General features: G+C 71.4%; 14 protein-coding genes and 1 pseudogene. 10 read left to right on the top strand and 5 right to left on the bottom strand.

Features of this window, described 5'->3' with window-relative positions; translation table 11 throughout:
* The first annotated feature begins 8 nt into the window (after positions 1 to 8).
* The 8 genes from HWX36_RS02355 (at position 9) to HWX36_RS02320 (ending at position 6,590) form a co-directional block, all read left to right on the top strand.
* The gene (locus HWX36_RS02355; protein WP_175950663.1) at positions 9 to 389 is read left to right on the top strand and encodes a CpaD family pilus assembly lipoprotein; all 381 of its coding nucleotides are present in this window, start codon (positions 9 to 11) and stop codon (positions 387 to 389) included.
* A 21-nt stretch (positions 390 to 410) separates the two neighbouring features.
* On the top strand, positions 411 to 1,634 hold the full coding sequence (locus tag HWX36_RS02350) for an AAA family ATPase (RefSeq protein WP_175950662.1): 1,224 nt from the start codon (positions 411 to 413) through the stop codon (positions 1,632 to 1,634).
* Positions 1,631 to 3,079, top strand: a complete 1,449-nt coding sequence (locus HWX36_RS02345) for a CpaF family protein (protein WP_175950661.1) — start codon at positions 1,631 to 1,633, stop codon at positions 3,077 to 3,079. Before HWX36_RS02350 ends, HWX36_RS02345 begins: the two co-directional genes overlap by 4 nt.
* Positions 3,076 to 4,053: a type II secretion system F family protein gene (locus tag HWX36_RS02340; RefSeq protein WP_175950660.1), complete on the top strand. Its 978-nt coding sequence runs from the start codon at positions 3,076 to 3,078 to the stop codon at positions 4,051 to 4,053. The genes HWX36_RS02345 and HWX36_RS02340 overlap by 4 nt, the downstream gene beginning before the upstream one ends.
* Positions 4,050 to 4,994 carry a type II secretion system F family protein gene (locus HWX36_RS02335; RefSeq protein WP_175950659.1) on the top strand — a complete coding sequence of 315 codons (945 nt, stop codon included), beginning with the start codon at positions 4,050 to 4,052 and terminating at the stop codon, positions 4,992 to 4,994. The genes HWX36_RS02340 and HWX36_RS02335 overlap by 4 nt, the downstream gene beginning before the upstream one ends.
* Entirely contained in the window at positions 4,991 to 5,857 is an 867-nt protein-coding gene (locus HWX36_RS02330; RefSeq protein ID WP_175950658.1) for a tetratricopeptide repeat protein, read from the top strand. The genes HWX36_RS02335 and HWX36_RS02330 overlap by 4 nt, the downstream gene beginning before the upstream one ends.
* Positions 5,854 to 6,282 (top strand): TadE/TadG family type IV pilus assembly protein, encoded by a 429-nt coding sequence (locus HWX36_RS02325; RefSeq protein WP_175950657.1) that lies wholly within the window; start codon positions 5,854 to 5,856, stop codon positions 6,280 to 6,282. The genes HWX36_RS02330 and HWX36_RS02325 overlap by 4 nt, the downstream gene beginning before the upstream one ends.
* 116 nt (positions 6,283 to 6,398) lie before the next feature.
* Positions 6,399 to 6,590: a hypothetical protein gene (locus HWX36_RS02320; RefSeq protein ID WP_244136290.1), complete on the top strand. Its 192-nt coding sequence runs from the start codon at positions 6,399 to 6,401 to the stop codon at positions 6,588 to 6,590.
* On the opposite strand, the gene HWX36_RS02315 is transcribed toward HWX36_RS02320, so the two are convergent.
* Together HWX36_RS02315 and HWX36_RS02310 are read right to left on the bottom strand one after the other, a co-directional pair.
* The gene (locus tag HWX36_RS02315) at positions 6,563 to 7,816 is read right to left on the bottom strand and encodes a glycosyltransferase family 87 protein (protein ID WP_175950656.1); all 1,254 of its coding nucleotides are present in this window, start codon (positions 7,814 to 7,816) and stop codon (positions 6,563 to 6,565) included. The two genes, HWX36_RS02320 and HWX36_RS02315, sit on opposite strands and share 28 nt — an antisense overlap.
* Before the next feature lie 15 nt (positions 7,817 to 7,831).
* A complete protein-coding gene (locus HWX36_RS02310) occupies positions 7,832 to 8,911 on the bottom strand; it encodes a glycosyltransferase family 2 protein (protein WP_175950655.1) in 1,080 nt (359 codons plus the stop codon).
* Positions 8,912 to 9,043: 132 nt separating this feature from the next.
* On the opposite strand from HWX36_RS02310, the pseudogene HWX36_RS36945 reads away from it, so the two are divergent.
* Positions 9,044 to 9,259 (top strand): annotated as a pseudogene (locus HWX36_RS36945) (hypothetical protein); the annotation flags it as partial.
* A 25-nt stretch (positions 9,260 to 9,284) separates the two neighbouring features.
* Here HWX36_RS36945 and HWX36_RS02300 read toward each other — a convergent pair.
* On the bottom strand, positions 9,285 to 10,271 hold the full coding sequence (locus HWX36_RS02300; protein ID WP_175950654.1) for an ABC transporter substrate-binding protein: 987 nt from the start codon (positions 10,269 to 10,271) through the stop codon (positions 9,285 to 9,287).
* Positions 10,272 to 10,419: 148 nt separating this feature from the next.
* A complete protein-coding gene (locus HWX36_RS02295; RefSeq protein ID WP_175950653.1) occupies positions 10,420 to 11,310 on the bottom strand; it encodes a LysR family transcriptional regulator in 891 nt (296 codons plus the stop codon).
* 99 nt (positions 11,311 to 11,409) lie between these two features.
* Between HWX36_RS02295 and HWX36_RS02290 the strand changes: the two genes are divergently transcribed.
* Entirely contained in the window at positions 11,410 to 12,978 is a 1,569-nt protein-coding gene (locus tag HWX36_RS02290; RefSeq protein ID WP_175950652.1) for an MFS transporter, read from the top strand.
* A gap of 19 nt (positions 12,979 to 12,997) precedes the next feature.
* On the opposite strand, the gene HWX36_RS02285 is transcribed toward HWX36_RS02290, so the two are convergent.
* A complete protein-coding gene (locus HWX36_RS02285) occupies positions 12,998 to 13,435 on the bottom strand; it encodes a DUF1090 family protein (RefSeq protein WP_244136289.1) in 438 nt (145 codons plus the stop codon).
* Between the last annotated feature and the right edge of the window lie 55 nt (positions 13,436 to 13,490).

Genomic DNA, 13,490 nt, shown 5'->3' with positions numbered 1-13,490 from the left:
GAACGCGCATGCGCACCCGATCGACCGTCGCCGCACTGCTGCCGCTGGCGTTGGCGGGCTGCCTGTCGGCGCCGCCGCCGGTCAGCCTGCCCGATGCGCGGTCGATCGGCTTCGACGGCGCGCACGCGGTGGCGCCCGATTGCGCGACGCTGATGCAGCCGTCGCATCTCGTCGACGCGGGGTTCGCGCGGCCGGGCGTGCCGTTTGGCTGCGCGACCTACTCGAACCTCGCGGCGATGCTCGCGCGGCCGGAGGATCTCGTCGCGCCCGTGCCGTACGGCGGCGCGGACGCGCAGACCGCGGCCGAAGCGGTGCGCCGCTACGTCGAGGATCGCGTGAAGCAGCCGACGCCCGACAAGACGCTGACGACCGGCTCGCCCAGCCATTGAACCGACCCGGATGCCATCACGATGCCGCCCATGAACCTTCTCGACCGTCAGCACACCCGGCGCGCCGCGTCCGCGGGCGCGGCCGATCTCGTCGCGGTCGTCTCCGATGCGGGCAGCGAGGACGTGATACGGCGCGTCGCGCAGGAGCTGTCGATCGCGCGTACCCATCTGCAACTGGGCCTCTGCGACGATGCGATCCGGCTGCTGCAGCAGTCCGAGCGTTCGCCGCGCCAGCTCGTCATCGACGTGTCGGATTCGGTGCTGCCGGTGTCGGACCTGATGCGGCTCGCCGACGTGTGCGATCCGTCGGTGCGGGTCATCGCGATCGGTACGCAGAACGACGTCGGGCTGTTTCGCAACCTGCTCGGCATCGGCGTGCAGGACTACATCGTCAAGCCGCTGACCGTCGAGCTGATGCGGCGTGCGCTGATGGCGACGGAGTCGGTCGTCCAGGCGCGCACCGGCAAGGTCGTCAGCTTCGTCGGCGCGCGCGGCGGCGTCGGCGCGACCACGATCACGGTGAGCCTCGCGCGCTTCCTGGCGGGCGAGAAGCGCCGCCGCGTGGCCTACGTCGATCTGAACCTGCATGGCGGCGGTGCGAACGCGATGCTCGGGCTGTCCAGCAACAACGGGCTGATCGAATTGCTGAACATGGGGCAGCGTCCCGACGACGCGTTGTTCGAGCGCATGTTCGTGACGAAGGGCGACCGGCTGCACGTCCTGTCCGCCGAGCTGGCGTACGGCGCCGACGCGCCGGTGGGCGACGAGGCCGTCGCGCGCCTGGTCGACATGCTGAAGGGCCGCTTCCACTACGTGCTGTTCGACGTCGGGAGCGGCGCCGGCAAGCTGCTCGAGGGCGCGCTCGCGGCGTCCGATCTCGTGCATGTCGTGGTCGACCGCTCGGTGCACGCCGCGTACGAAGCGGCGCGGCTGGTGCGTTTCGTGCGGGAGCTGCCCGGCGAGCGGCTGCTGTCGCTGGTGCTGAACAATCCGCTCGCGCCGGTCGCGGGCCGCGTCGAGCCGGTCGATTTCGAGGAAGCGTTCGGCGGCGCGAAGCTGCATGAACTGCCGCACGAGCCGCAGACGCTCGCGGTTGCCGAGAACCTCGGCGAGCCGATCGAAGGCGGGAAGCGGAACGGCTTCGTGGACCAGATCCGGCAGCTCGCGAGCGGCATCACCGGCGAACCGATGGTCGTCGCCGAGCCGTGGTATGCGCGGCTCGTCAAGTGGAGGAAGGGATCGTGACGTTCGGTACCCGCAACCGGCCGCCGGCGGACCCCGTGCCGGCCGCGACCCAGGCAGCGACACAGGCCGCGACGCCCGGCGCGCCGCCCGCCGTGACGCGGGAGCCCGCACCGGCCCCGATCCCGGCCGCGGCAGACATGCCGGCGCCGGCCCGCGCGCCCGTGGCCGCGGACACCCGCGAAGCGCTGATCCGGTCGAGCAAGTTCGACGCGATCCGCACCGCGGTGTTCGCGTCGATGAACATGTCGGCGGCGTTGATGAAGACGCGCGACGAAGTGCGCGCAGGCATCGAGCAGGTGGCCGCGCATACGGTCGATCGCGAGCGCCTGAAGATCTCGGCCGGCGAGCAGGTGCTGATCGTCGATGCGATCCTGAACGACATGTTCGGGGTCGGGCCGATCGAGCCGCTGCTCGCCGACGACACCGTCACCGACATCCTCGTCAACGGGCCCGACCAGGTCTACGTCGAGCGCGCGGGCCGGCTCGAGCTCACGTCGCTGAAGTTCCGCGACGACGCGCACGTGGCGAGCGTCGCGCAGCGGATCGCGGCGGCGGTGGGGCGTCGCGTCGACGAGAGCAGCCCGATGGTCGATGCGCGGCTCGCCGACGGCAGCCGCGTGAACGTCGTGCTGCCGCCGATCGCGCTGCGCGGCCCGTCGATCTCGATCCGCAAGTTCGCGAAGCGCGACATCACGCTCGCGCGAATGGCGCAGCAGGGCAACATCTCGCCGCCGATGCTGCAGGTGCTGAAGGTCGCGTGCGCGTGCCGGCTGAATATCGTGATCTCGGGCGGCACCGGCTCGGGCAAGACGACGCTGCTCAATGCGCTGTCGCAGCACATCGAGCAGCACGAACGGATCGTGACGATCGAGGATGCGGCCGAGCTGCAGTTGCTGCAGCCGCACGTCGTGAGCCTCGAGACGCGGCCGGAAAATACCGAGGGGCTCGGCGGGATCTCGCAGCGCGATCTCGTGCGCAACGCGCTGCGGATGCGGCCCGACCGCATCATCCTCGGCGAGATTCGCGGCCCCGAGGCGTTCGACGTGCTGCAGGCGATGAACACCGGCCATGACGGCTCGATGACGACGATCCACGCGAATTCGCCGCGCGATGCGATCAGCCGGCTCGAGAGCATGGTCATGATGGCGAATGCGAACCTGCAACTGCTGTCGATCCGGCGCCAGATCGCGAGCGCCGTGCACCTGTTCGTGCAGATCGAGCGGATGCGCGACGGCGTGCGGCGCGTCACGCGGATCACCGAGATCGTCGGGATGGAAGGCGAGGTGGTCATCACGCAGGACCTGTTTGCGTTCCGCCAGGAAGGCGACACGACGCGCGATGCGGTGAAGGGCGTGTTCGAGGCGTCGCCGCTGCGGCCGGGATTCGCGGCGCGCGCCGCGTATTACGGCGTCGAGGATGCGCTCGCCGAGGTGTTCCGGACATGAGGGGCGCCGACCTGTTCGCGGTGGGCGTGTTCGTGACGATCGTTGCGATCGGGCTCGTGCTGTCGTCGCGGTTCGATCGCGCGAGCCGCACGCCGGCCCAGCGCATCCGCGCCCGGATGCGGCGGTTGTCGCCGTCGCTGGCCGGACGCGACGGGCACGCGCCCGCCGCACCGGGTGTCGCGCTGCTCAACCTTGAGCGTCGCCAGGGCCGCCTGCGCGCTTGGCTGCAGCGCCGCGTGACCCGCGTGCGCGCGGTCGGCGGCAAGGGCGGCGTGAGGATCGTCGTCGCCAGCACGATCGCGGGCGCGATCGCGGCGATCGTCGCGGTGAAGCTGATCGGGCCGCCGGGCTTCCTGCGTCCGCTGATCTACGCCGGGTTGCCGCTGGTCGCGATGCGCGCCAGCTACCGTGCGCTGGTCGAGCGTTTCCGGATCCGCTTTCTCGAAGCGTTCCCCGACGCGATCGACGTGATCGTGCGGGCCGTGCGCGCGGGCATTCCGGTCACGCAGGCGATCAGCATGGTCGGCGACAGCGCGGCCGAGCCGGTGCGCGCGACGTTCCGCTCGATGGGGGACGGCCTGCGGGTCGGCGCGGATCTCAAGGACGTGCTGACGCACGCCGCGGACCGGCTGATGATCGCGGACTTCTCGTTCTTCACCGTCTACCTGCTGTTGCAGCGCGAGACCGGCGGCAGCCTCGGCGAGACGCTCGACGAGCTGTCGAGCATCATCCGCACGCGCCGCGACATCCGCGTGAAGACCCGCGCGCTGACCGCCGAAGGACGCATCACGACGAACATCATTTCGGCGGTGCCGTTCGTGATGATCGGCGCGCTGTTCGCCGTGAACCGCGACTACGTGATGCTGCTGTTCACGACGCACCCGGGGCACACGATGCTGACGATCGCGGCCGGGTTGCTGACGGTCGGCCTGCTGGTGATCCGCAGGATCTCGAAACTGGATACCGCGCGATGACGCTGTCGATACTGGCCGCCCGCGGCCTCGAGTTGCTGTTGTTGCTCGCCTGTGTCGCGGTGGCGCTCGGCACGCCCGGCGGGGGCACCCGCCAGCGGATCGCCGCGCGCGTGCGGCTGGCGGCCGGCCAGCATCCGCCGGCACCGGTGGCGGGGTGGCGGCAGCCGGGCGGCGTGCGCCTGGATCTCACGCGCCGGCTCGCGCAGCTCGGCGAACGGCTGCCGGTGCTCGACCCGATGCAGCGCGTGAAGCTCGGCCTGCAACTGACGCGCGCCGGCTTTCGCGAGCGCCGCGCGGTGCCGGTGATGATCGGGATCAAGCTGAGCTGCGGCGTGCTGTTCGCGTGCGGCGCGATCGTGTTCAGCCCGCTGATTCCGCGCTTCGGCGAATACTTCGTGATCCGCGCGCTGGTGATGATCGCCGCGTTCGTGATCGGCGTGATCGTGCCGGAATACGTGCTCGGCGTGATGATCCGGCGGCGGCGGCGGATCGTCGCCGCATGCTTTCCCGATGCGCTCGACCTGCTGGTGATCTGCACGATGGCCGGCAACAGCCTCGCGTCGGGCATCCGGCGCGTCGCGCACGAACTGTCGCGCATCTGCCCGCCGCTCGCCGACGAGCTGACCGTGTGCGCGGACGAGCTGACGCTGAGCGGCGACGTAGCCGCGACGCTCGCGCATTTCGCGACGCGCGTCGATTTCACGTCGGCACGCTCGCTCGCGACGACGCTGACGCAGTCGCAGCGGTTCGGCACGCCGATCACGCAGGCGCTGCGCACGCTGTCGCGCACGGAGCGCACCGAGCAGATCGTCGCGCTCGAGGAACGGGCCGCGAAGCTCGCGCCGAAGATCACGCTGCCGATGATGCTGTTCATCCTGCCGACGGTCTGCCTGATCGCGGCGGGCCCGGCGGCGATCCGCCTGCTCGAGGTATTCAGATGACACGATCCGTCGTACGCGCGTTCGCGCTCGCGGCCGTGCTGCCGGTGCTGGCCGGCTGCGGCACGCCGGGCATCCAGACGCGGCCGGTGCTGTCGCACAAGAGCGACGACCCGCAGGCCGAATTGCGCATCGCCGACAGCGCGCTCGCCGGCGGCAACGTCGATCTCGCGTCGACGCTGTACGAGAAGGTGCTCGCGATGCATCCCGACTCGCTCGCGGCGCGGCTGGGGCTCGGCGACGTCAACTACCGCGCGGGTGACCTGGAGCGCGCGCGGATCCTCTACGACGAAGCGCAGCGGCAGGCGCCGGCGGCGCTCGGCCCGCGGCTCGGGCTCGCGCGCGTCGCGTTGCGGCAGCGGCGTCTCGACGAAGCCGCGCAGCGCTATCGCGACCTGCTGGCCGCGCAGCCGAACCATCCGCTCGCGGCGGAAGGGCTCGGCACCGTGCTCGACCTGCTGGGGCGTCATGCGGATGCGCAGGCCGTGTATCGCGACGCGCTGCGAGCGCATCCGGACGCGCAGGGGCTGCGCGTCGACCTCGGGTTGTCGCTCGTGCTGAGCAACCGGCCGCGCGAGGGCGTGAACGTGCTGCTCGACGTCGCCGGGCTGCCGTCCGCGCCGTGGCAGGCGCGCCAGAATCTCGCGTTCGCTTACGGCGTGCTCGGCAATACCGATTCGGCGAAGAAGCTGCTGTCCGCGGATTTGCCCGCGTCGGCGGTGGCCGACAACCTGCGCTTCTACCAGGCGGTGCGCGCGCGGCTTGCGTCGCGCGGGGTTTCCGGAGACGCCGGTAGCCCGCCGCCGCTGTCCGGTGCGGCGCTGGAGCCGGGCGTCGTGCCACCGGGCGCGGGGGCCGCAAAATGACATGCGGGGCGGCGGGCGCACGCCATACGCGCGGCGTCGTGTCCCTCGAGTTCGTGCTGATGCTGCCGTTCCTGCTGATGGTGCTGATCGGCATCATCGACACGAGCCTGATCCTGTGCGACAAGGCCGTCATCACGAACGCGAGCCGCGAGGCCGCGCGCGCCGGCGTCATGCTGCGCGTGCCGATGCTGACCACGACGCAGATCGCCAACGTTGCGCAGACCGCCATGCAGAACAGCCTGATCACCGGCGGCACCGCGACGACGCCGGTGGTGACCGTGACGCAGGCGAACGGCACGACGTCGGGCACCGCGCTGACGGTGACCGTGACCTACACGTATTCGGGGCTCGTGCTCGGGTCCGCGTTCAGTGCGCTGACCGGCCCGGTGACGGTCTCGGCGACGTCGGTGATGCTCTATGAATGACGTGACTGCCACGCAGCCCGTCGGCTCGGTGCAGCAGCGCTGTTCTTCCTGCCGTTCCTGATTCCGCTGCTGCCGTTCGGCGCGCCGGCGATCGACATCGCGCGCGGGTGGTCACGATGAACAACCCGTTGCGGAACGCGGCCGACGCGGCCGCGCTCGCGGCGGCCGATGCGACGATAGCGCCGGGCGGCGGCGCGATGAACGGGTCGCAGGCCGGGCCGGCGGCGAACGGCGGGATCGCGCGGCACTCGGCGGCCGGCGTCGGGCCGTGCCATGGCGCCTACGTGCCGCCGCGGCTCGCGTTTTGAGCCTCCGGGCCGGCACGGCGCACCAGCACGATGAGCGCGAACAGCGTCACGGCCGGGCCGATCTGCGGCCATTGCAGCCACGGGTTCAGGTATTCGACGACCGGCAGCAGCCACATGAGCGCGATCGCGGTCTGCTCGCCGCGTCGCCAGCCGTCCTGCCATCCGGCCGCCAGCATGCACGCGATCGCGATGCCGAGCCAGGCGAGCTCGTAGTGCCACACGTACGGGTTCGCAGCGAGCGTTGCGACCGCCAGCACCGCCGCGCGCAAGCGGATGTCGCGCGAGCGCGTCCACACGATGCAGGCGGTGGCGATCGCCACCACCGCGATGCACGCTTGCGCGACATACGCGGCACCGGGCGGCAGGCCCGCGAGGCGGAACGCGGCGAACGGCGTCGGCGACACGAGCCAGAACATGATGCTGTGCTCGAGGAGGAGCGAGCGCGCGACCGCCGTGCCGGCGACGAACAGCCGTAGCGACTCGACGCCGCAGATCAGGACGCTCAACGCGGCGAACGCGGTGGTGGCCAGGGCGGCCCACGCGATCGTGCGCCATGCGCGCGTGGCGACCAGCACGAACGGGAACAGGATGGCCATCTGCGGCTTGGCCGACAGCAGGCCGATGCAGAGGCCGGCCCACATCGGCCGACGCTCCGCCCAGCAGACGGCCAGCGCCGCGCACGACGCGGTCAGGAGCGTGTTCTGCCCGAATATCCCGGTGACGAACACGCACGGGGCGGCGACCAGCGCGAACCCGCCGACGCGCGATGCGCCCGGGATCGCGCCGAGCCGCGATACGCGCGAGGCGGCGAATCCGAACACGACGACGCCGAACGCGACGAACAGCGGATAGCCGATCGCATAGGGCAGCAGCGCCAGCGGCGTCACGAGCAGCAGGTTGGTGGGCGGGTACAGCCACGCGACGAGGTTTCCCCGGCGGAACTGCGGGAACAGGTCGGCCGCCAGCCGCGAGAAGGTCGGCAGATCGTACGCTTGCCATGGCGAGCCATGCAGCATCACGTACGACGCCGACCAGAACACCGCGTAGTCGGGGCCCGGGCGCGTCAGCGCGGTGGCGGGCGCGTCACGGACGACGGCTGCCCAGGTGGCGAGCAGCAGCGCGTAGCACGCGAGCGCGACCGCGCTGTACGCAACGATGCGCCGGGGTGTCAGCCACGCGCGGACGGGACGATCCGCCGATCGTATCGATTGCCGGGGGAGATCCATGCGTCGTGTGCGCGGTTACTTGACGGACGCTTGCCGCGCCGCACCGTGGCCGGCGGCCGCGGGCAGCGCCGTCCGGCGACGGGCCGCGTGCGTGCGCCTGAGCGGGAACTGCAGCAGCGTCGACGCGGGATGTGCGGCGGCGTCCCGCTGCGCGTGATAGCGCCGCCGCACGAGATAGACCGGACGCTGCTTCGACTCGTGATAGATGCGGCCGAGGTATTCGCCGATCACGCCGATACCGATCAGCTGGATGCCGCCGACGAACAGCATCACGGAGATCAGCGATGCGTAGCCGTGCACGGGATTGCCGAACAGCAGCGTGCGCATGACGATGAACGCACCGTAGACGAACGACAGCGCGGCGAACGCGAGACCGATGTAGGTCCACACGCGCAGCGGCACGGTGCTGAAGCTCGTGATGCCTTCGAGCGCGAAGTTCCAGCGCCGCCATCCGGAGAATTTGGAGCGGCCGCCGCTGCGTGGCGCACGCGTGTATTCGACGATCTCGGTGCGATAGCCGACCCACGCGAACAGGCCTTTCATGAAGCGCCGGCGCTCGGGGAGCGCGCGCAGCGCGTCGACGACCTGGCGGTCCATCAGGCGGAAATCGCCGACGTTCTCGGGCATCTCGACTTCGGAGAGGCGGTTGTGCACGCGGTAGTAGAGCGCGGCGGCCACGCGCTGCATCAGCGGGTCGCACATGCGGTCGGTGCGCTTCGCGGCGACGACCTCGGCGCCGGCGAGCCAGCGTTCGATCATCGCGGGGATCAGCGCGGGCGGATCCTGCAGGTCGGCGTCGATCAGGATCACGGCGGTGCCGGCGGCTTCGTCGAGGCCGGCGGTGAGCGCGGCCTCCTTGCCGAAGCGCCGGGTGAGATCGACGATGCGCACGCGCGGGTCGCCGGCGGCGACGTCGATCAGCCTGCCGAGCGTGTCGTCGCGGCTGCCGTCGTTGATGCAGACGATCTCGAAGCGGACCGACTCGACCGATTCGAGGATGGGCAGCGTGGTTGCAAAGAACGCGTCGATTGCTTCGTCCTCGTCGTGGAACGGCACGACGAGCGAGACCAGCGGCTTTCTGGCATGCGCGGACATACGTCCCCCGAGAGATCCGGCCTGCGCTGCACCGGATGGATCCGGTTGTCGTCCGCGGCAGGCCGGGCGAAAGGTGTTCCGATCCATTGTAGGCAGGAATCGGGGATTCGTAACGCGAATTGATGCGGGTGTGGCGGCCCGATCGCCGAGCGGCTGCCGTTCGCCGCATTCGAGCGCGACGGCGGTCGCGGCGCGTGGCGGGCCGCACTGCATCGGGCCGTGCCCGCCGCGGGCGAGCGCGGCATGTTCAACCCGTCGGGGCCGACGCGGCTGGTCGCCGCGATGCGCACGCTCGTCGCCTCGACGTTCGGCAACGACCTGCCGGATCTCGAGATGGCGCGCCCACGCCGAACGCGGCCCTGCGCGGCATCGCTCAGGCGGATACGTCGCGGATTGCGATCGATCCGACATCGACGCGCCGCGGCAGGATCGCGTCGGCCGCCGCGCGGTCGGCGACACGCTGCAGCACGTCGATGTCGGCGTCGCTGAGGCTGCGCTGCGCGAGCGCGGCCCGGCGCGCGATGTCGGTGGCCGCGTCGGTCGGCAGGCGCGTGAGCGACGCATAGACGCCCGCATAGTCGGCCGGATGCGCAAGCGCCCATTGCCCCGCGCGGGCGAGCCGCGCCAGTACGTCCGCGAGTGCCGCGCGCTTCGCGCGATCGTCGAGCGTCTCGACCGGCGACGTCAGGAACGCCAGCCCGGAATTGATGCCGCTGCCGTCGCGGACGACGCGCGCGCCGCGCCGTACCGCATGCCCGTAGTACGGGTCGAACGTCGCCCAGATGCCGATCCGCCGCGCCTCGAATGCGGCGAACGCATCGACGGGCAGCACGAAGCGCACGTCGACGTCGCGCGGCGCGAGGCCGTGTTCGCGCAGCGCGCCGTACAACTGGTACTGCGAGATGCTGCCGCGCGCGGACGACACGACGACGGTCTGCCCTTTCAGGTCGGCGACGGTGCGGACCGGCGAATCGGGCGGCACGACGATGCCGAGCGACGCCGGCGAGCCGACGCGTGTCGCGACGATCCGCAACGACGGGTCGCCGAGCGCGGCCGTCAGCACGGGCAGGTCGCCGGCCGGCGCGAGATCGATCGCGCCCGCGCGCTGCGCCTCGAACAGCGGCGCGGCGCCCTGGAAGTTGGCCCAGCGGAACCGGTAGCGCGTACCGTCGAGCACGCGCGCGGCTTCCGCGAGCGCGCGCAGGCCGCCGGCCTGGTCGCCGAGCACGAGCGTGACGCCGGACAGATCGGCGCCGGCTGCGTGGGCGGGCCGTGCGACGCCGCCGGCGAGCGGTGCGGCGGCGAGGGCGGCCAGACGCTGCAGCACGCGGCGGCGCGCCGGAGCAGAGGAGGGATTCATCGGCGGGGTGTCCTCGGTGATCCGCGCGCGGGCGGCGCGGCTGCCGGGCAGGTTACGGAATCGGTTTGCGGCCGACAAACATCGAATCGTGCAATGCATATTCGTGCGGCGACGGCCGGCATCGCCGCCAGCGCCGCACGCGGGTGTTTCATGCGGGGGCGTGCGTGGCCGACGGAACCGTCCGCAGGAACGCGCGGACCGCCGGCGCCTTTTCGAAGCGCCGATGCGCGAGCGCCAGTTCCGACGTGATCGGCTTGCCGGCGATCGGCCGGTACACGACGCCCGGCAGCGACACGCAACCGGCGAGCGCGTCGGGAATCACGGCGACCCAGCCATTCACGGATACGCACGCGAGCACCGCGAGCAGGCCGCCCGGGCGTGCGGCGATCAGCGGTGCGAAGCGGCCGCGGCGCGCGACTTCGAGCGTGCCGCGCTCCTGTTCGGGTACCGCGAAGCGCGCGTCGGCGAGATCGGCGGCGCGAAGGGTCGCCATCGACGCGTAGCGCGACCCGGCCGGCACGGCCGCGACGAATACGTCGCGCTGCAGCGTGACGACCCGCAGGCCGCCGGGCAGCGGCATCGGCGGGCGCACGTAGGCGAGGTCGAGCCGGCCCGTGTCGAGCTGGTTCGCGACGTCGTCCATCGGCACTTCGCGCAGGTTCAGCTCGATGCGCGGATGCGCGTCGCGAAACGCGCCGACGGTGCGCTGCAAGGTGCCCGAATAGACAGCCGACGACACGTAGCCGATCTCGATCCGGCCGAGTTCGCCGCGCTCGGCCAATGTCGCGAGTTCGCGGCCGCGCTGCAGGTGCTCGACCGCGGCGCTCGCCTCGGCGAGATAGGCCTCGCCGGCCGCGCTCAGCGTGACCGCGCGGCGCGACCGGTGAAAGAGGCGCACGCCGAGCACGCGTTCGGCCTCCTGGATCTGCCGCGTGAGCGCGGGCGGCGCCATGTCGAGCGCTTCGGCCGCGCGGGCGAAGTGCAGATGCCGGGCGACGCTCAGGAATGCGCGCACGTGGCGGAATTCGAGCCGGTCCATGATTGCAATTTTCGTTAATAAAACAGCTTGGAAGTGTCAATGACGGGCAATACGGGAAAGCCTAGCATACGCCTCGTCGATCTCGTTCCGGAGCAGCCGATGTCCCAGTCTTCACCGGCGTCGCGCGCAGGCGCGGCCGCCGCCCCGCGCACGGGCGCCCGCATGCCCGCCGCCGCGACGCTCGCCGTCGCGTCCGCGACCTGCTCGCTGATCGTGCTCGACACGAACGTCGTCGCCGTGTCGCTGCCGAGCATCGCGCGCAGTTTCCACGCGAGCTTCGCCGATATCGAATGGGTCGTGAGCGCGTACATGACCGCGTTCGCCGCGTGCCTGCTGCCGGCGGGCGGGCTGGCCGACCGCTTCGGCCGCAAGCGGATGCTCTTCACGGGGCTTGCGCTGTTCTTTCTCGCGTCGCTCGGCTGCGGCGTCGCGCCGACGGCCGGCTGGCTGATCGCCGCGCGGGCGGTGAAGGGCGGCGGCGCCGCGCTGCTGCTGACGGCCGCGCTCGCCGTGATCGCGAACCGTTTTCCGGACGGGCGCGAACGGGCGCGCGCGTGGGCGATCTGGGGCATGTGCATGGGGATCGCGACGGCCATCGCGCCGCTCGTCGGCGGCGCGATCACGCAATGGATCGGCTGGCGCTGGGTGTTCCTGCTGAACCTGCCCGCCTGCCTGCTGCTCGCGGCCGGTGCGCGCGTTGCGATCGACGAGTCGCGCGATCCGCACGCGAAGCGCGTGGACGCGGCGGGCAGCCTGCTGTTCGGCGCGGCGCTCGCGTGTGCGATCGCGGCGCTGATCGGTGCACCGTCGCACGGCTGGCTGTCGGCCGCGACGCTCGGCCGGCTCGCGCTTGCCGCCGCGCTGTTCGCGGCGTTCATCGGCGCGGAGCGCTGGCAGGCGCGGCCGATGATCGATCTCGCGCTGTTCCGCCAGCCGCGCTTCGTCGGCGCCGTGCTCGCGATGTTCGGCTATGCAGCGTGCGCGCAGGTGATGATGACGTTTCTGCCGCTGTACCTGCAGAACGCGTTCGGGATGTCGGCGATCGATGCGGGGCTCGGGATGCTGCCGTTCGCGTTCGCGATGATCGCCGGGCCGTCGCTCGGCGCGGCGCTGGCCGCGCGCGTGGCGTCCGGCGGCGTGCTGGCGGGCGGGCTCGCGCTGATCGGCGCGGGCAACCTCGCGACCGCGGCGCTGACGGCCAGTGGCGACTACCGGCTCGTCGCGCTCGGCATGGTCGTGACGGGCTGCGGCGCGGGCATCATGAACGGCGACACGCAGAAGGCGATCATGGCGTGCGTGCCGCCGAACCGCACCGGCATGGCATCGGGCATCAGCACGACGACGCGCTTCTCGGCGATCGTGACGGCCGTCGGCGTGCTCGGCGCGGTGCTGGCGGCGAGCACGCATGCGCGGCTCGACCGCTTGCTGTCCGCCGCGCCGGGCCTGCGCGCGTTCGCCGACGCGTCGTTCATGTCGAGTCTGCTCGCCGGCGATCTCGCGCGGGCGCTCGAGCGCGTGCCGCCGTCGGCCGCCGGTGCGCTCGCGCAGGCGGCGCCCGTCGCATTCGCAAGCGGGTTCGCCCATGCGCTGACGGTGAGCGGCGTGCTTGCGCTGGTCGCGGCCGTCGTTGCCTACCAGTTGCTCGCGCAACCGATGCGCGACGCGTGACGGTGCGCCGCGCGCGCTGTCAACTCCTCAATGCGTTGCGATCGGCTTCGGCCTCGTGCAGGTCGCGCGTCGCTTCGCGCAGCTTGTCCTGTTTGTCGGCGAGCTTGCGCCGGGCCTTCTCGACCTTGCGCGCGTCGTCGTGCGCCTGGGCTTCGCGTACGCGCGCCTGCGCGTCCCGCACGTCGCCCCGAGCCTGTTCGACATCGCGCTGCTTGTCCTGCACCTTGCGTTCGGCACGCGAAAGCTGGCCGGCGTCCGTGCAGTTCTCCTGAACTTGCGCGAGCGCGATCTGCTGGTGCATCAGCTGTTGCGTATGACCGAACCGCTTCGCTTGATCGATCTGCGTCTGCAGCGCGCGGATGCGCGTCGCGCAATCCTGTGTGTCGGCGAACGCGGGGGAGTGGGCCAGCAGCACGAACGGTGCGGCCACGGCGATCAGGTAGGTTTTCATCGGCATGCCCTCGGATTCCGGATGACTCTCTCGAATGCCGTCATTGTGCATAGCGCGTCTG

The organism is Burkholderia sp. BCC0405 (genome assembly GCF_902833075.1).
In the GTDB taxonomy this organism is placed as follows: domain Bacteria; phylum Pseudomonadota; class Gammaproteobacteria; order Burkholderiales; family Burkholderiaceae; genus Burkholderia.
Note: the sequence above shows the minus strand (reverse complement) of the source record. Positions and strands in the feature narration are given on the sequence as shown.